Origin of the sequence: Williamsia sp., from assembly GCF_016462415.1 — a bacterium.
Taxonomy (GTDB): Bacteria; Actinomycetota; Actinomycetes; order Mycobacteriales; family Mycobacteriaceae; genus Williamsia_A.
This window is the reverse complement of the sequence record NZ_JAEMTF010000016.1, coordinates 1-24,352: the sequence shown is the minus strand read 5'-3', so window position 1 is coordinate 24,352 and position 24,352 is coordinate 1. Positions and strand designations below refer to the sequence as shown.

The 24,352-nt window shown below is 69.1% G+C and carries 25 protein-coding genes; 11 read left to right on the top strand and 14 right to left on the bottom strand.

Annotation, left to right across the window (positions count from 1 at the left end; genetic code table 11):
- Positions 1–32: 32 nt before the first annotated feature.
- The 3 genes from JHC79_RS06380 (at position 33) to JHC79_RS06370 (ending at position 2,400) form a co-directional block, all read left to right on the top strand.
- Positions 33–260 carry an RNA-binding S4 domain-containing protein gene (locus tag JHC79_RS06380; protein WP_296389327.1) on the top strand — a complete coding sequence of 76 codons (228 nt, stop codon included), beginning with the start codon at positions 33–35 and terminating at the stop codon, positions 258–260.
- Between the two features lie 10 nt (positions 261–270).
- Complete coding sequence (gene rraA, locus JHC79_RS06375; protein ID WP_296389326.1) at positions 271–756, top strand: ribonuclease E activity regulator RraA; 486 nt, start codon at positions 271–273, stop codon at positions 754–756.
- Between the two features lie 90 nt (positions 757–846).
- Positions 847–2,400, top strand: a complete 1,554-nt coding sequence (locus tag JHC79_RS06370; protein ID WP_296389325.1) for a succinic semialdehyde dehydrogenase — start codon at positions 847–849, stop codon at positions 2,398–2,400.
- On the opposite strand, the gene JHC79_RS06365 is transcribed toward JHC79_RS06370, so the two are convergent.
- The 5 genes from JHC79_RS06365 to JHC79_RS06345 all read right to left on the bottom strand — a co-directional run bounded on the left by JHC79_RS06365 (position 2,397) and on the right by JHC79_RS06345 (position 5,697).
- Entirely contained in the window at positions 2,397–2,897 is a 501-nt protein-coding gene (locus tag JHC79_RS06365; RefSeq protein ID WP_296389324.1) for a nucleoid-structuring protein H-NS, read from the bottom strand. The two genes, JHC79_RS06370 and JHC79_RS06365, sit on opposite strands and share 4 nt — an antisense overlap.
- A 151-nt stretch (positions 2,898–3,048) precedes the next feature.
- On the bottom strand, positions 3,049–3,591 hold the full coding sequence (locus tag JHC79_RS06360) for a copper resistance CopC family protein (RefSeq protein WP_296389323.1): 543 nt from the start codon (positions 3,589–3,591) through the stop codon (positions 3,049–3,051).
- Positions 3,588–4,256, bottom strand: a complete 669-nt coding sequence (locus JHC79_RS06355; protein WP_296389322.1) for a YcnI family protein — start codon at positions 4,254–4,256, stop codon at positions 3,588–3,590. Before JHC79_RS06355 ends, JHC79_RS06360 begins: the two co-directional genes overlap by 4 nt.
- 116 nt (positions 4,257–4,372) lie before the next feature.
- Positions 4,373–4,951, bottom strand: coding sequence for a hypothetical protein (locus JHC79_RS06350; protein ID WP_296389321.1), 579 nt, complete (start codon positions 4,949–4,951; stop codon positions 4,373–4,375).
- A 50-nt stretch (positions 4,952–5,001) separates the two neighbouring features.
- Positions 5,002–5,697: a DUF6474 family protein gene (locus JHC79_RS06345; RefSeq protein ID WP_296389320.1), complete on the bottom strand. Its 696-nt coding sequence runs from the start codon at positions 5,695–5,697 to the stop codon at positions 5,002–5,004.
- Between the two features lie 201 nt (positions 5,698–5,898).
- Here JHC79_RS06345 and JHC79_RS06340 point away from each other — a divergent pair, with 201 nt between their 5' ends.
- A complete protein-coding gene (locus JHC79_RS06340) occupies positions 5,899–7,488 on the top strand; it encodes a TM0106 family RecB-like putative nuclease (RefSeq protein WP_296389362.1) in 1,590 nt (529 codons plus the stop codon).
- Between the two features lie 186 nt (positions 7,489–7,674).
- Complete coding sequence (locus tag JHC79_RS06335) at positions 7,675–8,190, top strand: XRE family transcriptional regulator (protein WP_296389319.1); 516 nt, start codon at positions 7,675–7,677, stop codon at positions 8,188–8,190.
- Between the two features lie 19 nt (positions 8,191–8,209).
- Here JHC79_RS06335 and JHC79_RS06330 read toward each other — a convergent pair whose 3' ends face one another.
- The 4 genes from JHC79_RS06330 to JHC79_RS06315 form a co-directional block, all read right to left on the bottom strand.
- Positions 8,210–8,935 (bottom strand): TMEM165/GDT1 family protein, encoded by a 726-nt coding sequence (locus tag JHC79_RS06330; RefSeq protein WP_296389361.1) that lies wholly within the window; start codon positions 8,933–8,935, stop codon positions 8,210–8,212.
- Positions 8,936–9,068: 133 nt separating this feature from the next.
- A complete protein-coding gene (locus tag JHC79_RS06325; protein ID WP_296389318.1) occupies positions 9,069–9,605 on the bottom strand; it encodes a peptidase in 537 nt (178 codons plus the stop codon).
- Between the two features lie 157 nt (positions 9,606–9,762).
- Positions 9,763–10,392: a superoxide dismutase gene (locus JHC79_RS06320; RefSeq protein ID WP_296389317.1), complete on the bottom strand. Its 630-nt coding sequence runs from the start codon at positions 10,390–10,392 to the stop codon at positions 9,763–9,765.
- A gap of 172 nt (positions 10,393–10,564) precedes the next feature.
- The gene (locus JHC79_RS06315) at positions 10,565–10,720 is read right to left on the bottom strand and encodes a hypothetical protein (RefSeq protein ID WP_296389316.1); all 156 of its coding nucleotides are present in this window, start codon (positions 10,718–10,720) and stop codon (positions 10,565–10,567) included.
- Between the two features lie 124 nt (positions 10,721–10,844).
- Here JHC79_RS06315 and msrA point away from each other — a divergent pair, with 124 nt between their 5' ends.
- On the top strand, positions 10,845–11,510 hold the full coding sequence (gene msrA, locus JHC79_RS06310) for a peptide-methionine (S)-S-oxide reductase MsrA (RefSeq protein ID WP_296389315.1): 666 nt from the start codon (positions 10,845–10,847) through the stop codon (positions 11,508–11,510).
- A gap of 19 nt (positions 11,511–11,529) precedes the next feature.
- On the opposite strand, the gene JHC79_RS06305 is transcribed toward msrA, so the two are convergent.
- Positions 11,530–12,492 carry a DUF1731 domain-containing protein gene (locus JHC79_RS06305; protein WP_296389314.1) on the bottom strand — a complete coding sequence of 321 codons (963 nt, stop codon included), beginning with the start codon at positions 12,490–12,492 and terminating at the stop codon, positions 11,530–11,532.
- A gap of 186 nt (positions 12,493–12,678) precedes the next feature.
- Between JHC79_RS06305 and JHC79_RS06300 the strand changes: the two genes are divergently transcribed.
- Genes JHC79_RS06300 through JHC79_RS06285 form a run of 4 tightly spaced genes read left to right on the top strand, consistent with a single transcriptional unit; the run spans position 12,679 to position 19,562 of the window.
- The gene (locus JHC79_RS06300) at positions 12,679–14,205 is read left to right on the top strand and encodes a DUF3375 domain-containing protein (RefSeq protein ID WP_296389313.1); all 1,527 of its coding nucleotides are present in this window, start codon (positions 12,679–12,681) and stop codon (positions 14,203–14,205) included.
- Positions 14,202–15,044: a DUF4194 domain-containing protein gene (locus tag JHC79_RS06295; protein ID WP_296389312.1), complete on the top strand. Its 843-nt coding sequence runs from the start codon at positions 14,202–14,204 to the stop codon at positions 15,042–15,044. Before JHC79_RS06300 ends, JHC79_RS06295 begins: the two co-directional genes overlap by 4 nt.
- Complete coding sequence (locus JHC79_RS06290; protein ID WP_296389311.1) at positions 15,041–18,457, top strand: ATP-binding protein; 3,417 nt, start codon at positions 15,041–15,043, stop codon at positions 18,455–18,457. The genes JHC79_RS06295 and JHC79_RS06290 overlap by 4 nt, the downstream gene beginning before the upstream one ends.
- 22 nt (positions 18,458–18,479) lie before the next feature.
- Positions 18,480–19,562, top strand: coding sequence for a winged helix DNA-binding domain-containing protein (locus tag JHC79_RS06285; protein ID WP_296389360.1), 1,083 nt, complete (start codon positions 18,480–18,482; stop codon positions 19,560–19,562).
- A gap of 6 nt (positions 19,563–19,568) precedes the next feature.
- Here the strand turns inward: JHC79_RS06285 and JHC79_RS06280 are convergent, their stop codons facing one another.
- Genes JHC79_RS06280 through JHC79_RS06265 form a run of 4 tightly spaced genes read right to left on the bottom strand, consistent with a single transcriptional unit; the run spans position 19,569 to position 23,029 of the window.
- The gene (locus JHC79_RS06280) at positions 19,569–20,552 is read right to left on the bottom strand and encodes an alpha/beta hydrolase (RefSeq protein ID WP_296389310.1); all 984 of its coding nucleotides are present in this window, start codon (positions 20,550–20,552) and stop codon (positions 19,569–19,571) included.
- Positions 20,549–21,304: a VOC family protein gene (locus JHC79_RS06275; protein WP_296389309.1), complete on the bottom strand. Its 756-nt coding sequence runs from the start codon at positions 21,302–21,304 to the stop codon at positions 20,549–20,551. Before JHC79_RS06275 ends, JHC79_RS06280 begins: the two co-directional genes overlap by 4 nt.
- On the bottom strand, positions 21,301–22,074 hold the full coding sequence (locus tag JHC79_RS06270) for a maleylpyruvate isomerase family mycothiol-dependent enzyme (protein ID WP_296389308.1): 774 nt from the start codon (positions 22,072–22,074) through the stop codon (positions 21,301–21,303). The genes JHC79_RS06275 and JHC79_RS06270 overlap by 4 nt, the downstream gene beginning before the upstream one ends.
- Before the next feature lie 31 nt (positions 22,075–22,105).
- Positions 22,106–23,029, bottom strand: coding sequence for an LLM class F420-dependent oxidoreductase (locus tag JHC79_RS06265; RefSeq protein WP_296389307.1), 924 nt, complete (start codon positions 23,027–23,029; stop codon positions 22,106–22,108).
- 24 nt (positions 23,030–23,053) lie between these two features.
- On the opposite strand from JHC79_RS06265, the gene JHC79_RS06260 reads away from it, so the two are divergent.
- Positions 23,054–23,908, top strand: a complete 855-nt coding sequence (locus tag JHC79_RS06260; protein ID WP_296389306.1) for a S49 family peptidase — start codon at positions 23,054–23,056, stop codon at positions 23,906–23,908.
- Positions 23,909–24,352 lie beyond the last annotated feature (444 nt).

Here is a 24,352-nt window from a genome sequence, read left to right as displayed (position 1 = left end):
CGCAGGGGTTCCACGCGCGGAAGAGGTCAACGATGAGTGCGGTGCCCGGGGTCCCGATCCGAGACGACACGATCCGACTCGGCCAGTTCCTGAAGTTGGCCAATCTCATCGAGAGCGGGGCCGAGGCGAAGCTCGTCATCGCCGACGGCGAGGTGAGCGTCAACGGTGAGACCGAGACCCGACGCGGTCGCCAACTCGTGGTCGGCGACATCGTCGAGATCGGTGGGATGGCTGCGCGGGTCGACGGCGACCAACCCTAAGCTGGCGCACATGAGTGATCTCACCTTCACGGCAACCGCAGACCTGGTCGACGAGATCGGCGAGGACGTCCGCAGCTGCGACACCCAGTTCCGCCAGTTCGGGGGCCGACGGGAGTTCGTCGGACCCGTCCGCACGGTTCGATGCCACCAGGACAACGCCCTGCTCAAAAAGGTGCTGGGCACCCCGGGCGACGGTGCGGTCCTGGTCATCGACGGCGGCGGGTCGCTGCACACCGCGCTCGTGGGCGACCTGATCGCCGAACTCGGCCGCAGCAACGGCTGGGCCGGGATCATCGCGCACGGCGCCATCCGTGACTCGGCCGTCATCGCCACGATGGACATCGGCGTCAAGGCGCTGGGCACCAATCCGCGCAAGTCCACCAAGACCGGGGCGGGCGAGGCCGATGTCGATGTCGCGTTCGGTGGCGTCACGTTCCGGGTGGGCGACATCGTCCACAGCGACGACGACGGCATCGTGGTGACCACCGCGTCCTGAGCCACGGGCCGGTGGGGCGTCTGACCGGTCCCGCTTATACTTGAAACAACCGCGTGTCAGATCGGCACGCCTGCCCGAGGAGGGTTCTCCATGGCGAAGCCGACCACAGCAACGTTCGAACGACTCGCGCGTCTGGTCGCGATCGACGATGCCGACGCACGACCCACCCGCCCGGTCCTCGAGGCCTTCTCGGGTGACGAGATGACCACCATCCCGATCGGCACCGCCGACGACCTCAACGTCGCCGTGCAGCGTGCCCGCGCCGCGCAGACCCGCTGGGCGGCACTGGCGCCCAAGGAGCGGGCGAACGTCCTCGTGCGCTTCGCGGCCCTGGTGTTCTCCCACCGCGACGAGCTGATGGACATGGCGCAGGCGGAGACCGGCAAGGCCCGCGCGTACGCGCAGGAAGAGGTCCTCGACGTCGCGCTGACCGCTCGGCACTATGCCAAGGTCGGCCCGAAGGTGTTGTCGGCCAAGCGCGTCAAGGGCATGATCCCCGGCGCGACGGACGTGCGGGTTCGCTACCAGCCCAAGGGTGTCGTCGGCATCATCTCGCCGTGGAACTACCCGGTGACGTTGGCGGCGTCGGACGCCGTGGCCGCGCTGATGGCAGGCAACGCCGTCGTCATCAAGCCGGACAGCCAGACCCCGTACTGTGCGCTCGCCGTCGCCGAACTGCTGTACCAGGCCGGCCTCGAGCCCGAGTTGTTCGCCGTGGTCCCCGGTCCCGGGTCGGTCGTGGGACAGGCGATCGCCGAGACCGCCGACTATCTGATGTTCACCGGGTCCTCGCAGACCGGTGCGACGCTGGCCGAGCAGGCCGGTCGTCGACTCATCGGTTTCTCCGCCGAGCTCGGTGGCAAGAACCCGATGATCGTCACCGAGGGTGCCGACATCGATCGCGCCGTCGAGGGCGCGGCGCGTGCCTGCTACTCGAACTCCGGTCAGCTGTGCATCGCGATCGAGCGTCTCTACGTCGAGAAGCCCGTCGCCGACGAGTTCTCCCGCAAGTTCGCCGCCAAGGTCTCGTCGATGAAGGTGGCCCCCGCCTACGACTTCGGCTCCGACATGGGCTCACTGGCCTCGGCCGCGCAGGTCGACGTCATCGACGAGCACGTCACCGACGCCACCTCGAAGGGTGCGACCGTACTGGCCGGCGGCAAGCGGCTCGACGATCTCGGGCCGTTCTTCTACGCCCCGACCGTGCTGTCCGGGGTCAACGAGCACATGACGTGCTTCGCCACCGAGACGTTCGGTCCGCTGGTGTCGATCTACGAGGTCGACTCGGTCGACGAGGCCATCAAGCTCGCCAACGACACCGACTACGGCCTGAACGCCAGCGTGTTCGCCGGTGACAGCGCGCAGGCACGCGAGATCGGCGCACAGCTGCGTGTCGGCACGGTCAACATCAACGAGGGCTACGCCGCCGCGTGGGGATCGACCGCAGCACCGATGGGCGGCATGGGCATCTCCGGCGTCGGCCGTCGCCACGGCAACGAGGGCATCCTCAAGTACACCGAGCCGCAGACCATCGCGACGCAGCGGGTGATCGGCATCGACGGGATCCGCGGCGTGCCGCGCAAACTGTTCCTCAAGCTGGTGCCGACGTCGATGAAGGCGTTGCGCTTCCTGCCCGGACGCTAGCTCGCAGCTGCTCTGCGCCGCCGGCGACGCACGGCCAGCACGGTGAGGCCGAGTCCGACACCAGCGGCCGCGACGACGTAGGGCACCGGATTGATCGGGTCGGGATCTGACAGGGCCGTCGGTGCCGTGCGGCGCAGCTGTGTGAACTTCGCGTGGGCGGCAGGCACGTCGGGGACGGCGGCGACCGTCGGCGGGCCCGCGGGTGTCGGCGGTGAGGGTTCCGGGACAGACTTCTGCGGTGGCGACTTGGGCGGGGCCGACGACGCGGCCTTCTTCGCGTTGGACCGCTCGCCCGGGCCGCTGGTGCCCTTCTTCGCGGGAGCCTTCTTGGCGGCCGCTTTCGGCGCCGCCTTCTTGGCCGGGACCTTCTTGGCGGGAGCCTTCTTCGCAGGCGTCCGTTTGCCGGGGGTCTTCTTCGCAGGCGGGGTGCCGGATGACTCGGCGGGGTCCGGTCGCGACCGACCCTGATCGTCGGAGCCGGCGTCCGGATGGGTCATCGCTCTCGAGTCTCCTCTGAGTTCGTCTGCGCGTGCGCGGTTCGAGAAGTCATCATGCCTGCCGCGGCTGCGTTTGTCGCCGGACCCGGGAGGAGGCCACCGGACGAAGGCGACCGGCACGGTGCGTTGCGCGCACCGTGCCGGTCTCCACTCAGCTGCGCGCGCGACGCCGGAGCGCGAACACGCCACCGACGGCGACGATCACGACCACGGCGCCGACGATGAACGGCCACGCCGGGGTGCCGCCGTCGTCACCGGACGACGCAGTCGCCGACGGTCCCGGTGTCCCGGTGCCTGCCGTGGACAGGGTGAACTCGACCTGTCCGCGCACCGGGTGGCCGTCGGCCGAGGTGACGCGGTAGTTCACCCGGTAGACACCGGCCGGGCCCAACGACCGCAGCTCGACGCGGATCCTCGAGCCGACGACGCTCGCGTCGCCCTGCTGCCAGTAGTTGCCGTCCGGGCCCACGACGTTGAGCACGTCGTAGGAGTCCTGCAGCGCCTCGTTGAACGTCAGCGTGACGCTGCCCGGTCCCGTCGCCACCGTCGACCCGTTGGCCGGGTCCGACGACTCCAGCACCGAGTGCGCCGACGCCGTCGGGGCGCCGAGGAACGACACCCCGACTGCCAGCAGCACGGTGGCCACCAACGTCGCGGCGGTGCGCAGTCCTGCTGCGCTCCGGATCGACGTCATGGCTTGCGCCGGATGGCGACGCCCGCCGCCGCGATACCGAGGACACCGACGACCAGGCCGGCGCCACCGAGCCACCGCGCGGTGGTGTCGGAGGTGTCCGAGGACGCGGTCGTGGCCGTCGAGTCGCCGTCCTCGTCGTCGGTGGCGGCGGCGAGTTCGATCTCCGGTGCGGGGTGATCGGCCTCGGAGCCGTCGGCGTTGGGCGGCTGGTTCCAGTCCACCGTCTCGCCGTCGGAGTACTTCTGGACGGCCGGGAACTTCACCGTCTCCTCCTTGGGCAGCGGGCCCGCGCTGAGGACGAACTGACCGAACTCCCCGACCGCGATGCCGGGCGATCCCGGGGTCGCGGTCCAGGTGACCGAGGTGGCCTCCTCGGTGGTCGCGTCCTTGGAGACGACGGCCCGCCACCCCGGCATCGGCTCGGTGCGTGCCGACTTCAGGTTGGGCAGGGTCACCGTGACCTCGGTGGTGGCGGCGTTCGTGTCCGACTCGTTGGGCACCCGGAAGGTGATGACGCCGTAACCGCCCTGGGCGAGGCCGGGTGCATTCGCCGAGACGTGCGCGGACGCGACCGCGGGAGCGAGCGCCGAGCCGAGAGCGACGACGCCGGCGGCCGCGACGATGGCGACCGGGATCCGCGCATGGCGGAAGACACTGTTGTGCATGGGGTTTCCTTTGTGGAGAGCTGAACTGATACGGGAAGGACCCGTCGGGCGACCGACGGGTGATTCGGCGACGCGACGCAGACCCGGTCGCGGGCGGCGGTCCGGGTCGGTGTGCGTCATGCGATCAGCAGCGGTGGTCCGCGTTCCCCGGCGCCGGCGGCGCGATCGATCCGATGCCACCGCGTGATGCCCTCGCGGACGACGACGGTGGCAGGGTGGCCGAGCACCGGCGACGGCGAGCGGCGCAGGGCCGCGAGCACGGAGGTGATGACGGCGAACACCGCAACCGCGGCCGCGATGAGCACCGCGCAGAGCGGGATGGCGATGAGGTGGGTCAGCAGCATGGTCGTGCCGTCGGCCCCACCGAGGTGGAACATCTCGGCCAGGTGATCGGAGACCAGTCGCAGCGGACCCGCGTGCGCGTCCGCGGGCATCGACATCCCCGCGTGGTCCATGCCTGCGTGGTCCATGGTGTGGGTCGCGGGCATGGTGTGGGTCGCGGGCATGGTGACCGCCAGCGCGAGGTGGGAGAGGAACTGCGCGGCGGAGAGAACGGTCAGCAGGGCGACGGCACCGCAGCGTCGGCCGGTGCACATGCCGGCGAGCACGCCGATCATCAGGCAGAGCGCGATCCCGCCGAGACCGGGTACCGCGCCGGAGGCGACACCGTGTGCGGCGACCGCGAGCGTGGGCACTGTGACCGCGACCGCGAGACGTCCGACCAGTACGCCGGGCCAACCGTGGTTCAGGGGCGCACTCCGAGTCGGGCCAGCAGATCGGCGTCGATCGCGGTGAGTTCGCGTGCGATCGCCTGGTGTGCGGAACGGCGACGCGTGGCCGGCATGTGCTCGGCAGCGCCGATGGCGGCGGTGAGGTCGGTCAGGCGTGCGGTCATGGTCGAGACGAACTTCGTGGTCTCGGCGTCGTTGCCGCGGGTACCCGCCAGGGTCTGCAGGGACCGCTCGGCACCGGCGACCCGTGCCGAGAGCGCGGCGCCGTGGCCGCTGTACTTGTTCAGCTCGTCGATCGGCACGCCCGCGCGGTTGGCCTGATACGAGGTGATGCTCTCGCGGGCCAGCGTGGAGGCCCGGTAGGCGAGCGGGACGGCGATGGGGGCGACGACCTTGGCCACCGAGAGATAACGCTTGACCTTGCGTGGCGTCAGCGATGTGCCGTTGGCCGCCGCGTCCGCGTTGGCCTTGGCGATCTTCAGATTGGTCTTGTTGGTGTCGGCGACCGTCTTCGCCGCGGTCTTCGTCGCGTTCTGCTCGGCTTTGATGAGCTTTTTGCCCAGCTTGCGTTCCTGGCGGCGACGCTTGCGGCGGTCCTTGCCGATGCCGCGCGAATCGAGCCGGGCTTCGAGCTTGGCCTTGGCCTTGAGCGCCTTGGCGTGGGCTTTCTTCTGCGCACGGGTGGTGCGGCTCGAGGTGAACAGACCCATGTGGGGACCCTCCCGGTCGCTGCGGCCGGCTGCTGCGCGCGGGGCGCGCGGCGGCGACGGATGACGAAAATGTCTGGACATTACGGTAGAAGAAGTAGCTGTACCAGCATTACACAGGCCCGATCGGGCGTGGGCTCGGGCGTCGTAGCGGTGCCGCGGACAAGGCGAGGGATGGTCGTGATCGATGAGCTGCACCCGACGATGACCCTCCCCCTGCTCACGGCCCGCGATCTGGCCGGGTGCGAACACCGGCTCGCCCTCGACCACCTCCACGCGCGCGACGCCGTCGACGCGACCGACGATCCGTCGGTCACCCGGCGCAAGGAAGCGGCCGCCGCACACCGTGCCACGGTCGCCGAGGTGCTGGCCGGCATCCACAGCGACGAGCCGGGAACCTTCGTCCGGATCCCCTCGGGACCGATGTCCGAGAGGGTCGCCGCGACGATGGCCGCCTGCGCCGCCGGTGCGGGCTGGGTGTTCGACGCGGCGCTGCCCGCCGATCGTCGTGCCGGTCGTCGGGGCGGGTCGGAGCTGCTCGTCGAGGTGGGCGACGGGTACGTCCCGGTCATCGTGGTCAACCACCGCGTCAGCGTGCCCGGCGGCGAGGGGACGATCCGGACGAGTCCGCTGTTCACCTGGCTGCCCGCTGACGACCCGACGCGGTCGATGCGCAGTCACCGGCGGGACGTGCTGCGGCTCGCGCATCTGACCCGGCTGCTCGAACACGCCGGACTTGCCACCGACACCGGGTTGGGCGGATCGATCGGGCTCGACGCCGACTGCATCGTGGTGCACGACCTCGCCCCCGCCATGACCGGCTATGACGAGACCCTGGCCCGGCGCCACTCCATCGCCGCGGGTGCGCTGTCCACCGCTCCGAGCCGGATCGGTGAATGCCGGACCTGTCCGTGGTGGGTCCGGTGCGGACCGGAGCTCGTCGCCGCCCGCGACGTGAGCCTGGTGATCAACGGCAACCAGGCCCGGGTGGCCCGCGACGCCGGGCTCCTGACCGTCGACGACCTGGCCGACTACACCGGCCCCGCCCCCGAGGACTGGTCCGGCGGTGACATCGCCGACGCGGTGGTGTTGGCGCGCGCCTGGCGCCGAGGGGTGTCGCTCGTGCGTCGCGTCGAGGTGCCCACCGTGGCGCGCGCCGACATCGAGGTCGACGTCGACATGGAGAGCTACGGCGAGGACGGCGCGTACCTGTGGGGGACGCTGCTCACCGACCGCACCGACCCGACCCGACCCGTTCGATACCGTCCGTTCGCGACCTGGGACCCGCTGCCCACCGTCGACGAGGGACGGTCGTTCGCCGAGTTCTGGGCGTGGTTGAGCGCCGAACGCGAGGCCGCCGCCGCAGCCGGGAAGACGTTCGCCGCCTACTGCTATTCCCAGTCGGCGGAGAACCGCTGGCTGCTCGGATCGGCGACACGCTTCGCCGGTCTGCCCGGTGTGCCGACCCTCGACGAGGTGAAGGCGTTCATCGCCTCGCCGCAGTGGGTGGACGTCTACGAGGCGGTCGGCGCCAACTTCATCTGCCCACAGGGCAAGGGACTCAAGAAGATCGCGCCGGTGGCCGGATTCGGTTGGCGCGACCCGGACGCCGGGGGCGAGGCGTCGATGGAGTGGTATCGGGTCGCGGTCGGTGTCGCCGACGGCACTCCGGACGCCGGGCAGCGCGACCGGATCCTGGCCTACAACGAGGACGACGTGTGGGCGACGAAAGTGCTCCGCGAGTGGATCACCGACGGCGCGGCCGACCAGATCGTCCATCAGGCCGACCTCTGAGCTCCCGGAGAGAAAAGCTTCGACGCTAACGCGCAGGTGGCGGGTCGTATACGCTGCACCCAGGTCGGGTGATCGCGTGGGGGAAACGATCGCGGTCGTCGGGCCCGTGCCGTGTGTGTCTCAGGGGTGAGTCGTTGGAGACGCGCGGCACCGACATCGTCGGAGTCACTAGGGGTGGAGACACACATGTCTGTGGAACGAGAGTCGGCTGTGACCGACAAGGATCTGGAATCGGCCGAGCCCGGCTTGTTCGCACGGCGTCTCGAGGAGTTGTTCCGAACCGTACCCGGACCGAACGGACGGGCCTACAGCGCGAAGGCGATCGCCGCACTGTCCACCGACCACGGGTTCCGGCTGGGCGAGTCGTATCTGAGCCAGCTGCGGTCCGGGAAGGCCAAGTCGCCGTCATTTCGAACCGTGGAGGGCATCGCCGCCGCGTTCGGCGTCGACGTGCACTACTTCCTCGAGGACCACGAAGCGCAGCGCACCCGGGACCAGATCGATCGGATGCGGATGCAGGCCGACACCACGGTCCAGATGGCCGCGTTCGGGCTGGCCGGCCTCTCGAGCGATTCGGTCGTCGTCGTCAGCGAGCTGATCAAGATCCTGCGGGTTCAGCAGGGCCTGCCCGCCGACCCGCCGGACCTGGTCTCGGCGATGACGGAGGGCGCACACAGCGGCCTGCGGGTCGTTCAGCGCTGAGCACCGCGGCGACGGTCGATCAGGAGTCGTGCGTCGGCTTCGAGGTGACCAGCTCGGCCTCGGTGGCTGCCTGTGCGGCGCGCGCCCGCCGCACGGCGACGATGTAGGCCGTCCCGAGGGCCAGGATCACCACGGTGGCGCTGATGGCCGCGATGGTCACCGGGGTGCTGGCTGCGGCGACGATGCCCTCGGTGAGGAGCCAGGCCGCGAAGCAGAAGAACAGCACGGCCGCACCGATCGAGATCGCGCGTTCGGGCAGTTTCCGGCCGAGCGTCGCGCCCACGATGATCGCGAGGGCGTCGGCGGCGACCATCCCGATGGTCGATCCGATCCAGACCCCGACCCAGTTGTTGTCGGTGGACAGCGTGATCGTCGCCAGCATCGTCTTGTCGCCCAGCTCGGCGAGGAAGAACGACGACATCACCGCGAACATGACCGAGGCGCCGGTGCGCTGCGCGCGGGCGGACTCCGACTCGTCGAGTTCGTCGCCACGGATGGTCCACAGACCGAAGACCAGCATCGCGAGCCCGCCGACGATCGAGATCAGGTCGGTCGGGATGGACAGACCGAGGAAGTGTCCGACGAAGACGGAGACCGCATGCACGGCGGTGGTGGCGACGGTGATGGCGAGCAGGACCACCCACCAGCGGTAGCGGATGGCATAGGTCATCGCCATCAGCTGTGACTTGTCGCCGAGTTCGGCCACGAAGATCACGCCGAAGCTGAGGAGCAGGGCGGTGAACATGACGCTGACGCTACGGGCGATCGTGAGCAGGCGCAACAGTTCCTGAACCCGCATAACCGCAGTTCGGAGGCCCTTTTCACCATAGTTTGGGCACCCTTATCCGGGTACTCGGGGTCACCGGCGCGGCGACACGTCAGGCGGCCAGCAGCATCGCCAGCACCGCGGTGTCGGGGTCGGAGTTCGGGTCGACCCCGATCTGGTTGCGCAGGTTGACCACGGTCCCGTCCGCCTCCGCCTCGGCCCAGCCGGCGCGATGTTCGAGGCCGAGCTCGGGCACGCCGGGCAACAGCACACAGCCCGACGCGACGTCGGAACACTCCGGGAGCGAGGCCCGCGTCTGCGACGGCGGGTGCAGCATGACCAGCGCCGGGGCGTGGGCGAGGAACGGGTTGTCACGGACGAAGTCGTCGCTCGAGACGTCGCCGACGGCGAGCATCATCCCGACGGTGTCGGGGTCGCAGTGTTCGGGTCGGTCCTCGATGACGCCGAAGACGGTGGTGGTCCGCAGGAATCCCGGGCGGCACGCGATGCGAACCGACGCCACCAATGTCTGGGTCCACTCGAGGGTGGTGTCCGGCCAGCGCCCGGAGATCAGCATCCCGCGTAACTGACCGTCACGGTGGAACGGGGTGAGCCCGATCGGCACGAGCGAACGCGCGGAGTAGTCCATGGCTCATGATGCTCGTCAGAGCCGCTGGCACACAAGGGGAGTGGAGTGCTAAACGATCGCTTGACGACGGCGTTACGTCTGCATGTCCCGATGGGCGCGCAGAGACGACACCGCCCCCGGACGCGTGGTCCGGGGGCGGTGTCGTGGAAGAGCGAGATCAGGCTCCGACGATGAGGCCCTTGCCCTGGCTCTGCGCCTTGGCGAAACGCTCGCCGGCGTCGGCCCAGTTCACGACGTTCCACCATGCCTTGACGTAGTCCGGCTTGACGTTCTGGTAGTCGAGGTAGAAGGCGTGCTCCCACATGTCCAGCATGACGATCGGCACGAGACCGATCGAGGTGTTGCCGTGCTGGTCGGTGAGCTGCTGGATGACCAGCTTGCCCTCGATGGTGTCGTATCCGAGGATCGCCCAGCCGCTGCCCTGCAGCGTGGTGGCCGCGGCGGTGAAGTGCGCCTGGAACTTGTCGAACCCGCCGAACTGGTCGTCGATGGCGGCTGCGAGGTCACCCTCGGGCTTGTCGCCACCGTTGGGCGACAGGTTCTTCCAGAAGATCGAGTGGTTGGTGTGGCCACCGAGGTGGAACGCGAGGTTCGCCGAGAGCTGGAAGACCTTGTCCGCGATGGTCCCGTCCTCGCGAGCTGCGGCGGCCTTCTCCAGTGCGGTGTTCGCGCCCTTGACGTAGGTGGCGTGGTGCTTGCTGTGGTGCAACTCCATGATCCTGCCGGAGATGTGCGGCTCGAGTGCCGCGTAGTCGTAGTCCAGATCCGGCAAGGTGTAGTCAGACACGTTGTTCCTCTCCTCGGGGGCTCTACCCGTTGTGGTCGCTGTGTACTTGCCCAGCCTACGTAGGGGCGGGGGTAATGCAACAGAGTCGAGCATAGGGACTTCAACCATGGTTGAAGTCAAGCCAGTCCGTCGCTACCCGTGTCTGGGCAGGTGAGCGCGCGGAGCAGGCGGCTCAGAGCAGGATGAGTGCGATCAGCAGCGCGACGAGGGCGAGGACGCTGGCGCCCGTGGTGATGCAGCGGGCGCGGATGTTGAAGTCCTCACGCGTCGCGGGACGGTTGTGTCGACCGAGGGTGCGGATCAGATCGGGGTGGGACTGCGTGGCCACTCACTTCTCCTGTCGTCGTCGACGCGGCCGTGAGAACGGTCACACCAGGGCTGTGATCGCCATCATAGGCACGCCGGGTTCGCGGGCCAAATCGCGGCGGTACGCCGTGCGTAGCATGACTCCCATGACCTGGTTCCATCAGCTTCTCGGACACCGCAAGAGGGAACTGATCTCGGAGGACAAGGCGTTGGCCGGGCGATCGGAGGCGGTCCCCGTGGCCGACCGCCATGTCGTCAACGGCCATCCGATCAGCGGCCCGTTCGACCCGAGGTATTCGACGGTCATCCTCGCCGGCGGTTGTTTCTGGGGTGTCGAGGAGATCTTCTGGCAGGTGCCGGGCGTGTACTCCACCGCTGTCGGTTACGCGGGTGGCTTCACGCCCAACCCGTCCTATGGCGAGGTGTGCAGCGCGCGGACCGGGCACACCGAGGCGGTGCTGGTGGTCTTCGACCCGGCGGTCATCGACCTCGAGGGCATCCTCGCGATCTTCTGGGAGACCCACGACCCGACGCAGGGGATGCGTCAGGGCAACGACGTGGGGACGCAGTACCGATCGGCGATCTACACGTTCGACGACGCCGATGCGGCCGTCGCGCGGACGTCGGCGGAGAAGTTCGCCGGTGTGGTCCGCGCCGCGGGCATCGGCGAGGTCACGACCGAGGTGAAGCCGCTCGCGCAGGCGGGCAGCGGACGGTTCTACTACGCCGAGGACTACCACCAGCAGTACCTCGCGAAGAACCCGCACGGATATCGCTGCCATTCGGCCACCGGGCTGAGATACCCCGCCTGACTCGTCGCCTCTGGCCTCGCTACCTGGCGCCCAGGACGTCGGCGAGCGCGCCTCCGAGATCGGGGTGGGTGAACCGGAAGCCCGCGTCGTGCAGGACCGTCGAGCGGGCCCGCCGACCGGTGAGACCGAGTTGCGCATCCGATCGCAGGAGCACCGCACCCAACCGCAGCAGTGATTCCGGTGTCGGTGGTGCAGGCGGGCGGTGCAACAGTCGTCGCAGGGTGGCCATCAGCTCCGCGTTGCGGACCGGGTGGTCGGTCGCGGCGATCACCACTCCCGACGGCAGCGTGACCTCGGGGTCGAGATCGAGTCCCGCGCGGACCACGGCGAGCCAGTCGTCGATGTGGATCCAGCTGACCCATTGACGTCCGCCGGCTACGCGGCCACCGAGACCGACGCGCACCAGCCTCGTGAGACGTTGCAGTACGGGCGATCCCGAGTCCAACACGATCGAGGTGCGCAGGACGACGACGTGGTCGCACGGCGCGTCGTCGGCGGCGGCCTCCCAGGGCTTCACCACACCGGTCATCTGCGGAAGGCCGTCGGGGACAGGTGTGTTCTCGGTGCACCACGTCTCGCCCGCATCACTCCAGACAGCGGTCGTACTGGCCTGGATCCAGTGCGTCAGGGGCGTCCGCAGTCCGCGCGCCGCCTCGACCAGCGCTCGGGTGGGCTCGACGCGTGACCGGCGCAGCTCGTCGATGTTCGACGCGGTGGGTCGGCAGTCGACCAGTCGGCCGGCCAGGTTGATGACCGCGGTGTCGGTGCCGGTGTCGAGCACGGCGACCCAGTCGCCCTGGCTGCGCCCGTCCCACTGCACCTGACGATGCGGCGACCGCTCGTCGATCGTCCTGGTCAGGATGGCGATGTCGATTCCGCGGCCGGCCAGGTCGTCGGCGATCCGTCGTCCCAGGCCGCCGTTGCCGCCGGCGATGACGACGGTGCGTGGCGGTGTCCGCGGGCGCGAAACGATGTCTGACATGGGCCAACGCTAACGCTGCGACGACCCGATGACGCTGTGCGAAACCTCACGCATCTCGTCTGTCACAGATCTGCGGGTGGCTGCCGGTGGATCGGCCGACCGAGCCGCGGCAACCACTATCCTGTCCAACGGAACCGCGGCGGTGCGCCCGACGTCGAAACGCAGCACACGAGAGACAGAGGTGAGATGGCCCGCAGCAATGAGCGTGACAGTGCTGCGACTCTCTACGCCGCGTTCTCCGAGAACGCCGATGCCGACGTGACGCTGCGGCTGCTGCGGTCGCGCAGCGCGATGGTCTACCTGGCGATGATGGCCGCGCGTCTGTCCGACGGGCAGGTCGACGGCGACCACCTCGCCGACGGCATCGACGCCGACCTGGCCGACCTCGCCGCGCACTGGACCGATCGTGGGCTCAGTGTGCCCGGTCCCGTCGAACTCCTGGACCGGTGGGTCAAGGACGGGTTCGTCGCGCGCAGCCTCGACCCCGACCGTCATGTGGAGCGTTATCAGCTGACCCGTGGTGCCACCACGGCCATCACCCAGGTGCAGGCCGTCCGGCACGACCGATCGGTGGCCACCGAGACGGCCATGGAGATGGTGATCGGCCGACTGTCGAACATCGCGGTCGCGATCAATCCCGATCCGGGGGAACACATCCGGGATCTCGACGCCAAGATCGCCGAGCTCACCCGGCGTCGGTCGGAGCTGGCCGCCGGTGCGGTGCCCGCGGTCGACGCCCGCCGCCTGTTCGACGACATCCGCATGGTCACCTCGCTGGCCGAGCGGATGCCCGCCGACATCATCGGCTACGGCGAGAAGCTGCGGGAGAACTCGCGGGCGCTGATCACCCAGGGTCTCGACGAGCGGGCCGGGGCCTACGCCGATGCCCTGAACCGGATGTTCGACGGCCACGACGAACTGGGAAAAACCGCGGAGGGCAACGCATTCGACGCCTTCTACACGCTGATCTCGGATCATCGCCTCCGCGAGGGCCTCGAGCGGCACATCGACGACATCCTCTCCGGGCTGCCCGATCTCCCGCCGGACCTCGCCGACACCCTCGCCCGGTTCATCGATCGGATGTGGGACGAGGTGCAGCACGTCGACGAGATACGCGGCCAGGTGTACCGACGCATCAACACCTTCGTCAAGGGTGGCGACTTCCTGCACTACCGCGCGCTGCGTGAGCAGATCGGCGAGGCGCAGCGGGCCGCCGCCGTGGCGTTCGAGCACGCAGGCGCAGGTCGGGACATGGGCATCGTGGTCCCGATGGCCGTCGCGGACACCAACTCCGTCGGCGCGCTGTCGATGCACGACGGCGTCATCGACATCCCCGACGGGGTCGAGGTCACCGCGGGTGAGATCGAGATCGACCCGGCCGAGTTGGTCGGATCGGAGACCATCGACTGGCAGGTGCTCACCGACGCGGTCAACGCGGCGGTGCGTTCCGGCACGGCCGACCTCGCCGCGGTGCTCGCGCACATCGGGTCGCCGCGCGTCGGCGACATCGTCGGGGTGTGGTCGCTGGCCCAGCGCCACGGGGAGGTCGACACCGCCGCCGTACGCACTGTGGTGGGCGCGCACACCGCGCGCGGGGTACGCGAGATCCACATCCCCGCAATGACGTTCACGACCGAACTGCCCGCACTCACCGGGGTGCCGATCCCCACCGCGGTCCACCTGCTCGACGACGCGAAGGGAGGTCGTCGATGACCGCCCCAGAAGAGATCGACACCGAAGAGATCGACACAGAAGACGCCGAGCACCCAGAGCAGACCGGCGACGACCTGTTCGTCGACCACCCCGGTGCCGAGGCGGATTCGTCGATCGATTTGTCGCACTTCAGTTTCGACGGGTCGGCGCCGGTCGGCGACGTCTCGGAATCACGCGTCGCACCGCGGTTCGACGGCGACACCTCGGCGCTGCCCGCGCCCGTCTGCTACGCGTTGCAGGAACTCATCTCCGCTGCCCACGTCTCGGCGAAGTCGCGGAACTGGCGCGCGATCGAGGCCAACGAGGAGATCATCCGGTCGCGTCTGTCGGAGCTGAACCTCGGCCTGGAGATCAACGCCGAGCACCGGTACGCCTACACCCGGCAGATCACCGAACCCGAGCCGCGCCAACGCAACATCCTGCGCGCCTCCACCCTCACGCTCGCGGCGTCGGTACTCGCGCTGTTCCTCCGGCAGAAGTACCTCACCGGCGTCGACGAGACCGTGACGGTGGAGCGGTCGGAGATGGTCGATCACATGCTCACGTTCAAGCCCGTCCGCGACACCGACGAGTCCGGCTTCGTCCGCCGGATCGACGCGGCCATCAACGTCCTGGAGAACCGGAAGATCATCCGCGCGCTGCCCGGAACCGACCGGTACGCGATCTACGGGGTGATCGCGTCCCTGCTGACGCCGGAGCAGGTGCAGGCCTACACGACGGCCTACCGCACGCTGGCCGGCGGCGGACCCGACCTCGCCGAGCTCGACGAACCCGTCACCGACGCCGATGCGCTCGACGAGGCGGAACCGGATGAGAACGAGAACGAGGACGACCGATGACCGACACGATCGCAGATACCTTTCCGACGACTCTGCCGTCGGAGAGCGGGCAGCATCGGCGAACGATCAACATCGGACAGTTCCGGTTGACCCGTATCCAGTTGGTCAACTGGGGAACCTTCCACGGCTACAAGAACTTTCCGATCGATGAACGCGGTGTGCTGCTGACCGGCCCGTCCGGGTCGGGCAAGTCCTCGATGATGGACGGGCACTCGGTTGTCCTGCTGCCCACCTACGACCAGGGTTTCAACGCCTCGGCCGACCTCACCGCCAAGGGCGCGAAGCGCGCGGCGCGGTCGATGGCCGACTACGTGCGCGGCGCCTGGGCGGAGAACGACGACGAGTACAACCAGTCGCAGGTGCAGTACCTGCGTGGTACCGGCGCCACCTGGTCGGCGATCGCCGCGACGTACGACAACGGCGCCGGTTCGGTGACCACCGCGATCGCCATCAAGTGGTTCCCCGGGTCCGGCAACGACGGTGCCACCCTGCGGTCGTGGTACCAACTGCACACCGGCGACGTCGAACTGCTGAGCCTCAACGACTGGGCCACCGGCGGTTTCGACATCCGTGCCTACCGCGCCACCCATCCCGACGTCGCATGCTTCGACGTGCAGAGCGCCTATTCCGAGGCGCTGCGCCGGCGCGTGGGCATCGGCAGTTCGTCGGCGGCGCTGTCGCTGATGGGCAAGGCCAAGGCGATGAAGAACGTCGGCGACCTCAACCTCTTCATCCGTACCTACATGCTCGACCGCCCCGACACCTACGCCAAGGCCGAGCGGTTGGTGGAGAACTTCACCCAGCTCGACGAGGCGTACCAGGCGGCGGCGCGGGCGCACGCACAGGAGAAGGTGCTGCGCCCGATCCCGGAGGCGTGGGAGACCTATTGCGGGGCGGAGGAATCCACGACCCGCGCCGGCGAACTGTTGGGTCCGCCGATGCGGGCGTTCATGCGCGAGCACCGGATGACGTTGCTGCGCGAGAAACTCGATCACATCGAGGATGCACGCACCGCCCTCGATAACGAGGTCGCGTCGTGGGAGAACATCGCCGACGAGCGCGAGGACCGGCACACCTCGCTGCGCGACCAGCTCACGGTCGACAAGGGTGAGCTGACGGCGCTGGAGTCGGAACTGAAGTCCTTCGAGGCGCAGGTGACCGCGCGGAACCGCGCCTACGAGCGGTATTCGGCGGTGGTGTCTCGCCTCGGTGAGCGGACCCCGGAGTCGCGGGAGGAGTTCGAGGCGCTGCGTGGTCGCGCACCGCAGATGGCGCGGGCGGCACGGGAGGCGGCGGAGTCGCTGAACGCACGGGCCCATCCGGTGTTCAGCGCCGAGACCGACGCCCGACGAGAACACGAGGCCGTCGCCGAGGAGTTGGCGACGCTCACGGCACGCCGGTCGCTGCTGCCGCGCGAGGCGCTCGCCCAGCGCGACGCCATCGCCACGGCCACCGGTATCCCGGCGCAGGAGCTGCCGTACGCGGCGGAACTCGTCGAGGTCGCCGACGACCAGCGCGCCACGTGGGCCGGTGCGGCCGAACGGGTGCTGCGCGGTCTCGGCATGACCCTGCTGGTGCCGCACGAGCACCGCCGACGGGTCGCGGAGTTCGTCAACAAGACCGATCTCGGCGGCGTGCTCGAGTTCCGCGCCTACGACGAGAACGCGACCCACGAGGTGCCGCGGTCCGGGTCGCTGGCGGCGAAGATGACCGTCGACCGAGCGCATCCCGCCGGCGCCTGGCTGTCGGGGGTCGTGGCCCGCTCGGCCGACCACACCTGCGTCGACAATCCCATCGAACTCGATCGCCACGATCTCGCGGTCACGCCGCAGGGATTGGTCAAGGCGGGTCGTGATCGCTACCGCAAGGACGACCGGCGCCGCGTCGACGACCGCACCCACTGGATATTCGGCACCAACACCGACGGCAAACGGGCCGCGCTGGAGGAGTCGCTGGGCGCGCTCCGGCACCGGTACGAGGAGACCAGGCAGATCTCGCAGGACATGCGGGACCTCTTGGAGGACAACCGCGAACGCGCCAAGGCCGCCGACGCCCTGGCCGGCTATTCGTCGTGGACGGAGCTGAACTGGTGGTCGTCGCGCCGCGACGCCGACGAGCTCAACCGCCGGATCGACGCGGTTCGCGAGAACCGTGTCGACCTCGCCGAGCTGGAGGAACAGGTCGACATCGCGCGCGCCGACTGGCGTGAGGCGGTCGCGCGGGTCGGCGCGATCAACGACCAGTTGCGGCACATCGGCTCCGACTGGGACCGGTGGCTCGCGGAACTCGAACAGAACCCCGAGACCGACGACCTCGCCGACGACGACCGCGAGTACCTCGAGCGGGTGCTGGAGTCGGTGCTCGCCACCGGCCAGAAACACCTCACGTTGGCCACCTACGGCGAGGTGCGCTCGGATCTGCGCAACGCGCTCGAGTCCGTCCAGGCCGACGCCAACGCCGAGCGCGACACCGCGGAGAACCGGATCGTCCGGGCGGCGGAGGCCTTCGTCCGAGAATGGCCGTCCGCGGCGAACAATCTCACCGCGACCATCGAGTGCGCGAGCGACCTCGTCTCGATCCACTCCGGTCTCGTCGAACACGGTCTGGCCACCACCCAGGAACGGTTCCGGCAGCTCATCACCACCGACATCTCGCACTCGGTGTCGAACCTCTACAAGGAGATCGGCGACACCAACAAGCGGATCCGCCGTGGCATCGCCGAGGTCAACTCCGGTCTGCGTCGCGTCGACTTCAACACCGGCACGTACCTGCAGATCGCGGTGCAGCACAACCCGACCGACGAGGCGATGGAGTTCGGCCGCATCGTCGACGCGATGATCCGGGACGCACCCTCGGCGCGCTCGGGTGACGGCGCCGTGTTGGCCCGACAGTTCTACCGGATCAAGAACCTCATCGTGCGGCTCACCGCCACCGACACCGAGGGACGCCGCTGGTGCGACAACGTCCTCGACGTCCGCAACAGCTACTTCTTCTACGGCAAGGAGATGTCGGTGGCCGACGGCGCCGACGCGCCGCCGGTGCACACCTACCGCAACACCGCCACGAACTCCGGTGGTGAGCAGGAAAAACTCGTGGCGTTCTGTCTCGCTGCGGCACTGAGCTTCTCGCTGAGCAGCCCGGACGACCACCGGCCGGGGTTCGCCCCGCTCATGCTCGACGAGGCGTTCAGCAAGTCCGACGAGACGTTCTCCAGTCAGTCGTTGCGCGCGTTCGAACAGTTCGGGTTCCAGCTCATCATCGCCGCCCCCATCCGCATGGCGGGCATCGTGGAACCGTTCATCGGCCAGGTCATCCTCGTCGACAAACGGGTGGACGCCGACGGCGCCCGATCCGACGCGCGCACGGCGACGTTCGGCGAGATCGCATCGGCCCGTTCGACCGGCGGACGCTGACACGATGGCCGCTGATGCGCCGGTGGCGGGCGAGGTCACCCTCGGGCAGTGGAACCGGACGTTGCTCGCACGCCAACACCTGCTGAGTCGGGTCGACGAGGACGCCGTCGAGGTCCTCGACCGGTGCGTCGGCCTCCAGTCGCAGGATCCGCGGGCCGCGTTCTACGGATTGTGGTCGCGGATCGACGGATTCGACCCCGCCGAGCTCGACGACCTGATGACCGACCGCGAGGTCGTGCGGATGGCGTTGCTGCGCAGCACGGTGTTCCTGATGGACTCGCAGGACGCGCGCTGGGTCCGTCCTCTGGCCCAGGCGGCGATGGAGGGCGAGGTCCGCAGTAATCATCTGAGGCGTCTGGTCGACGCGACCGCACCCGAGATCACCGCCCACGCCCGAGAGTTGCTGTCCGGCGGCGCACTCACCGCGCGAGAGCTCGGACAGAAGCTGGTGGCGCGGTGGCCCGACGACGCGCCGTCGACCCTCACCGCGGTCGCGCGGTGCACGCTGCCGCTGGTCCAGGTCCCGCCGCGCGGGCTGTGGAACGGTCATGCCACCGCCACGTACCGACTCTTCGACGACTGGGTCGGTCCCGGCGAGCCCGCGGTCGTCGGCGACGAGGCCCGAAAGGATCTGATCCGGCTCTACCTACGGGGGTTCGGGCCGTCGACGATCAAGGGCATCCAGACCTGGGCGGGCATGACCCGACTCCGCCCACTGGTGGAGGCGATGGAGGCCGACTGGGAGCTCAACCGCTTCCGTGGCCCCGACGGCGTCGAACTGTTCGACCTCGACGGCATCGACATCATCGACGCCGACGAACCCGCCCCGGCACGACTGCTCGCCCCGTTCGACAACGTCGTCACCGCCCAGGCCGACCGGCGCCGCATCATCGACGACGAGGTGTACGCCCAGCTCGTCACCCCGAACGGTCTGATGCCCGGGCTGGGACTGGTCGACGGCCGTGTCGTCGCACGCTGGTCGGCCGACGACACCGGAGCGGTACGGATCGAGCCGCTGGCCGCGGTGAGTGCCTCGGACGCACGGGCATTGGACGACGAGGCGCAACGCCTGACCGAGTTCCACCGAGCCCATCCGGCGGGCTGAGACGCCTCAGCCGAGGGTGCGGGCGAACCCGATCAGGGCCGCGCTCACCTCGCGCGGACACTCGGCCATGATGAAGTGGCCGGCGCCGTCGTAGGTGTGCACCGCGCGCAGACTCGGCATCGTCTCGCGCATGCGGCCCATGGTCTTCTCTCCGGCGATGGTCAGCGCCGGATCGTTCTCGCCGTTGAGGAAGTACGCCGGGACGTCGAGAACCGGATCGTCACCGGCCATCTCGGCCCAGTTGACGTCGGCGGCGCGATACCAGTTCAGTCCACCGGTGAAACCGGTCTCGGAGAACGTGGTCTCGTAGACGGTGAACTCCTCGACGGTCAACCACGGCCACGGCAGCTCGGGGGCCGGGGGCAACGCGTCGAGGTAGCCGACACGGGCGCCGTCGCGAACGCTCGGGTGGTCCCACGTCTGCAGGTAGGGCGCATCGCCGGACAGCGCGTGGAAGACACGCGCGAGGAACTCGCCGGGTGCGGCGTCGAGCTCGGCGTCGGCGACCCCGGGCTCCTGGAAATAGTCGAAATGGAAGAAATGTCTCTGCGCCACATGGGCGTACGCCTGCGTCGGGGGCACCGGGAGCCGATCCGGGGCGTACGGCATGGCCATCAACATCAGTCCGCGCACCCGGTCGCGGTGGTGTCGGGCCAGCGTCCACGCCGTCGGTGAGCCGAAGTCGTGGCCGACCCCGAGCACGTCGTCGATCCCCAATTCGTCGAGCAGGGCGACGATCCGCGCGGCGACCGCGGCGAACGAGTACTGCGCGATCTCGTCCGGACGGTCGGTGCCGCCGTAACCGGGCATGTCCAGGGCGATCGCCCGGTATCCGTCGGCCGACAACGCGCGTACCTGGTGCCGCCAGCTGTAGGCGAGGCCGGGGAAGCCGTGGCACAGCAGGACCGCGGGGCCGGCGCCCTGGTCGATCATCCGCCAGCGAAACCCGTCCACCTCGACGGTCCGGTATGCGAGTGCGTCGGCGGTCATGCGGTGGGGAGTTCGCCCGTGCGCGGATTGCGCGAGGTGATGCAGTAGCGGCGACCGGTCGGGTCGGCCATCACCGTCCAGTTCGGGAACTCGGCGAGCACCTCCGCGCCCCAGTCCTCATGACGGGAGACCTCGTCGGCGGGATGGGTGCTGGCGAGGTCGACATGGCCGCCGATCTCGCCGGAATCGATGCGCTGCAGCAGGATCCGGATGGTGATGTGGTTCGGGCGGTCGAGATGGCGGAACATGGGGCTGTCGTTGTCGGTCAGCTCCCACCCGGTCAGTCGTTGCCAGAACTCGCATTCGGTCTCGAACACGCGGGCCGGGATGTCGATGCTGACCTGGTCGATGATGCTGATCGTGTCGCCCGGCCAGCGGATCGGACGCGACCGGGTCTTCTGCCCCTCCCAGGGCACCAGGCAGAAGACGAAACCGCCCGGCGAGCGCATCGTCACCACGTCCGGGTACCGGTGTACCTCCTCGGCGCCGAGTCGGCCGGCCTCGACCACCGCGGCCTCGAGATCGTCGACGTGCAGGTCGAGATGCACGCCACCGTCGCCTGATTCGAGACGCTGGACGCGGAGGTGCGGGTCGCCGTTGAACGGCTCGAGCGTCGCGAACTGTCGCTTGTCACCGCGCGGCGGTGAGACGGTGCTGCCCGCGATGGCGCGCCAGAACGTGACCTCGCTGCCGAACTCGTCGGCGGGGAAGTCGAGGAATGCGGTCAGCCAGCGAACTTCGAAAGTACTCATCGTCCTCGTATGCGGTGTCGGCTGTGCCAGTTCTCCAACACGGCGGCGTCACCCCGGGCGGTGGTGATGTCACCGCCGCGGTTCCACAACCCGGCGTACAACGCGGCCGCGGCGCCGCTCCACCAGACCTCGGCGTAGTCGTCGAGCTCACGCTCGGCGGTGAGGGCGGATTCGGTGACCCGCAGGGTCCAGGCGTGGTCGGTGTCGTCGGGGGCTATCACGATGCGGAACGGCGCGCCGTCATAGAGCTTGGATCGGCCGCGGGACAGGAAGCTGACGACCAGCTCGTCGAGTCCGTCGGCGGCGAACGCCGGCGTCACGCCCATGGCCGTGGGCGGCGGGATCTCGCCCCGGGCGGCAGAGATGGCGTCGAGTGCGTGGATGGTCGTCTCGTGGGCCTGACGACGGGCCCAGAACTCCAACGGGGTCCGCCCGGTCTCGATGAACACGAAGGCGTCGAGATCGGCAGGCGCCGCCGAGAGTGCGTCGACGAGCTCGTCGGATCCCTCGGCGAGCCACTCCGGTAGTTCGTCGGGATCGACCTCGGCGAGAACGGCGTCCACGTCGGCGAACGGCGGCTCGGTCGCGGTGATGTGGGCGTGTGCCCACCGGTGCACCATGCCCTGGTGGGCGAGGAGGTCGGCGACGGTCCACTCCGGGCACGTCGGCACCGGGGCGTCGGGACCCGCGGCCAGGGCCGCCGCGGTCATGCGACCGGTCGCCGCACCGATCGCCCGCAGATGATCGTCGAAGGCCACCGTGGCTGACATGGGAGTCAGTCTGACATGTCGGGGTCGGCGCCTACAGCTGCGGCAGCACCTCGGAGCCGATGAGTTCGACGTGGGCGAGATCGGACAGGTCGAGCACCTGGAGGTAGGCGCGGGTGGCGCCCACGTCGGCGAATCGGCCGATCTTGTCGACGATCTCCGCAGGCGAACCGGTCAGGCCGTTCTCCCTGAGGTCGGCGACGTCACGTCCGATCGCCTCGGCGCGCCGCGCGACCTCGGCGTCGTCGCGGCCACAGCACACGACCTGCGCGGCGGAATGTCGGATCGGGGTGGAGCGCTCGACGAGCTCGCACGCCTCGTCGACACGTCGGTAGAGCGGTGCGGCGTCGTCGGGTGACATGAACGGCGTGTTGAACTCCGCGGCGTACCGGGCGGCGAGCGCGGGGGTGCGCTTCTTCCCTGCGCCGCCGATGATCACCGGCGGGCCGGGCTGTTGCACGGGCTTGGGCAGCGCGGGGGAGTCGGTGAGCTGGAAATGGCTGCCGTCGAACGTGAACCGGTCCCCGACGGGCGTGGACCACAGCCCCGTGATCACGGCGAGGTACTCCTCGAGTCGGTCGAAGCGCTCGCCGAGACGGGAGAACGGGATCCCGTAGGCGGTGTGCTCGGACTCGTACCAACCGGCACCGATGCCGAACTCGACCCGACCGTTCGACATCGCGTCGACCCCGGCCACCGAGATCGCCAGCGGTCCGGGCAGTCGGAACGTCGCCGAGGTGACCAGGGTGCCCAGCCGGATCCGAGACGTCTCCCGTGCGAGGCCGGCCAGGGTGATCCAGGCGTCCGACGGGCCGACACCGTCGGCGACGTTCATCGCGAGGTAGTGGTCAGAGCGGAAGAAGCCGGTGTAGCCGGCCGCCTCCGACGTCTGCGCGACGGCCAACAGCTCGTCGTAGGTGGCACCCTGCTGCGGCTCGGTGAAAACACAGATCTCCATGACCGCAAGCCTAGAGTGACTTCCATGAGCGACGGACCGTTGACGAGGCTGAAGCACGCGCTGGGCGCACCCCGTCCCGATCGGGTCGCGGTGGTCCGGCTCGAGGGCCACATCGGTGCGGTCGGCGTGGGACGTGGAGGTCTGACGGCCGACGGGGTGGAGAGTGTCCTCAAGCGCGCGTTCACCGGGGAGCGGGTCAAGGCGGTCGTCCTGGTCATCAACTCCCCAGGCGGGTCGCCGGCGCAATCGGAGTACATCGCCGAGCGCGTGCGCCAGCTGGCGTCGGAGAACGGCGTCCGGGTGCTCGCGTTCTGTGAGGACGTCGCGGCGTCGGGTGGTTACTGGATCGCGTGTGCTGCCGACGAGATCTTCGCGGCGCGCACGTCGATGGTCGGATCCATCGGTGTCGTGTCGTCCGGCTTCGGCGCGGCCGAGTTGATCGGCAAGATCGGGCTCGAACGCCGCATCTACAGCGCGGGCAGCAACAAGGCGCGGCTCGACATGTTCTCCGAGGAGAAGCCCGAGGACGTCGAGTGGTTGTCGGGCATCCAGGCCGACCTGCACCAGGCGTTCATCGCGTGGGTACGTCAGCGGCGGGGCGCCAAGCTCTCCGGTGACGACGAGACACTGTTCTCCGGAGACGTCTGGATCGGTCGCCGAGCGGTGGAGGTCGGACTCGTCGACGCCGTCGGCGTGCTGCGATCGGTCATCGCCGAGCGGTACCCCGACGCCCACGTCGACGTGATCTCGCCGTCGAAGCCTCTACTCGCCCGACTCACCGGCGGTCAACTCGAGATGGCGGCCGCGGTGGACGGTGTGGTCACCGGCGCCTGGTCGGCGATGGAGAAGCGTGCCCGGTGGTCGTCCGTCGGTCTGTGAGCAACTGCTGTGACCTTCGAGATCTATCCACAGGGGCGGTGTCGCGCCGCAGGCACAGGGCGTGGCAGCCGACCCTCAACCTGTGGATGAGGCTGTGGAAACTGTGGACAAACCGAGCCGTACGGATCAATTTAGTGAGCCTGGTCACTGAAATTCGTGCAAGTGGGACGGTTTTGTTGAGCGGAGCAAACCATCGTTTGCATACCGCACAGCACGGACGCGGTGCCGAACCTGTGCATAACTTGTGGAGCGATCCGGTCGTGGGACGTCGCGGCCGGTGGCGTGCCACCATGGACGAGTGATGGACTTCTGTCCGCGCTGTCGCATCCAGGCACCGCACGACCCGCGCCGATCGGGATGCCCGCGCTGCGGCGGCCCGTTGATGGTCGTCGACGACCCGTCCCGTATTCCGCCGCCCCCGCAACGGGTCGCGCCCGGCCCTCC

What these genes read in the sequence shown, in the direction of transcription:
- JHC79_RS06305 (WP_296389314.1), bottom strand. Translation starts at nt 12,492, where the DNA reads ATGTCAGACATCGTTTCGCGCCCGCGGACACCGCCACGCACCGTCGTC.
- rraA (WP_296389326.1), top strand. Translation starts at nt 271, where the DNA reads ATGAGTGATCTCACCTTCACGGCAACCGCAGACCTGGTCGACGAGATC.
- JHC79_RS06360 (WP_296389323.1), bottom strand. Translation starts at nt 3,591, where the DNA reads ATGACGTCGATCCGGAGCGCAGCAGGACTGCGCACCGCCGCGACGTTG.
- JHC79_RS06335 (WP_296389319.1), top strand. Translation starts at nt 7,675, where the DNA reads ATGTCTGTGGAACGAGAGTCGGCTGTGACCGACAAGGATCTGGAATCG.
- JHC79_RS06275 (WP_296389309.1), bottom strand. Translation starts at nt 21,304, where the DNA reads ATGAGTACTTTCGAAGTTCGCTGGCTGACCGCATTCCTCGACTTCCCC.
- JHC79_RS06270 (WP_296389308.1), bottom strand. Translation starts at nt 22,074, where the DNA reads ATGTCAGCCACGGTGGCCTTCGACGATCATCTGCGGGCGATCGGTGCG.
- JHC79_RS06380 (WP_296389327.1), top strand. Translation starts at nt 33, where the DNA reads ATGAGTGCGGTGCCCGGGGTCCCGATCCGAGACGACACGATCCGACTC.
- JHC79_RS06365 (WP_296389324.1), bottom strand. Translation starts at nt 2,897, where the DNA reads ATGACCCATCCGGACGCCGGCTCCGACGATCAGGGTCGGTCGCGACCG.
- JHC79_RS06300 (WP_296389313.1), top strand. Translation starts at nt 12,679, where the DNA reads ATGGCCCGCAGCAATGAGCGTGACAGTGCTGCGACTCTCTACGCCGCG.
- JHC79_RS06345 (WP_296389320.1), bottom strand. Translation starts at nt 5,697, where the DNA reads ATGGGTCTGTTCACCTCGAGCCGCACCACCCGTGCGCAGAAGAAAGCC.
- JHC79_RS06295 (WP_296389312.1), top strand. Translation starts at nt 14,202, where the DNA reads ATGACCGCCCCAGAAGAGATCGACACCGAAGAGATCGACACAGAAGAC.
- JHC79_RS06355 (WP_296389322.1), bottom strand. Translation starts at nt 4,256, where the DNA reads ATGCACAACAGTGTCTTCCGCCATGCGCGGATCCCGGTCGCCATCGTC.
- JHC79_RS06325 (WP_296389318.1), bottom strand. Translation starts at nt 9,605, where the DNA reads ATGGACTACTCCGCGCGTTCGCTCGTGCCGATCGGGCTCACCCCGTTC.
- JHC79_RS06370 (WP_296389325.1), top strand. Translation starts at nt 847, where the DNA reads ATGGCGAAGCCGACCACAGCAACGTTCGAACGACTCGCGCGTCTGGTC.
- JHC79_RS06280 (WP_296389310.1), bottom strand. Translation starts at nt 20,552, where the DNA reads ATGACCGCCGACGCACTCGCATACCGGACCGTCGAGGTGGACGGGTTT.
- JHC79_RS06340 (WP_296389362.1), top strand. Translation starts at nt 5,899, where the DNA reads ATGACCCTCCCCCTGCTCACGGCCCGCGATCTGGCCGGGTGCGAACAC.
- JHC79_RS06265 (WP_296389307.1), bottom strand. Translation starts at nt 23,029, where the DNA reads ATGGAGATCTGTGTTTTCACCGAGCCGCAGCAGGGTGCCACCTACGAC.
- JHC79_RS06290 (WP_296389311.1), top strand. Translation starts at nt 15,041, where the DNA reads ATGACCGACACGATCGCAGATACCTTTCCGACGACTCTGCCGTCGGAG.
- JHC79_RS06330 (WP_296389361.1), bottom strand. Translation starts at nt 8,935, where the DNA reads ATGTTCACCGCCCTGCTCCTCAGCTTCGGCGTGATCTTCGTGGCCGAA.
- msrA (WP_296389315.1), top strand. Translation starts at nt 10,845, where the DNA reads ATGACCTGGTTCCATCAGCTTCTCGGACACCGCAAGAGGGAACTGATC.
- JHC79_RS06260 (WP_296389306.1), top strand. Translation starts at nt 23,054, where the DNA reads ATGAGCGACGGACCGTTGACGAGGCTGAAGCACGCGCTGGGCGCACCC.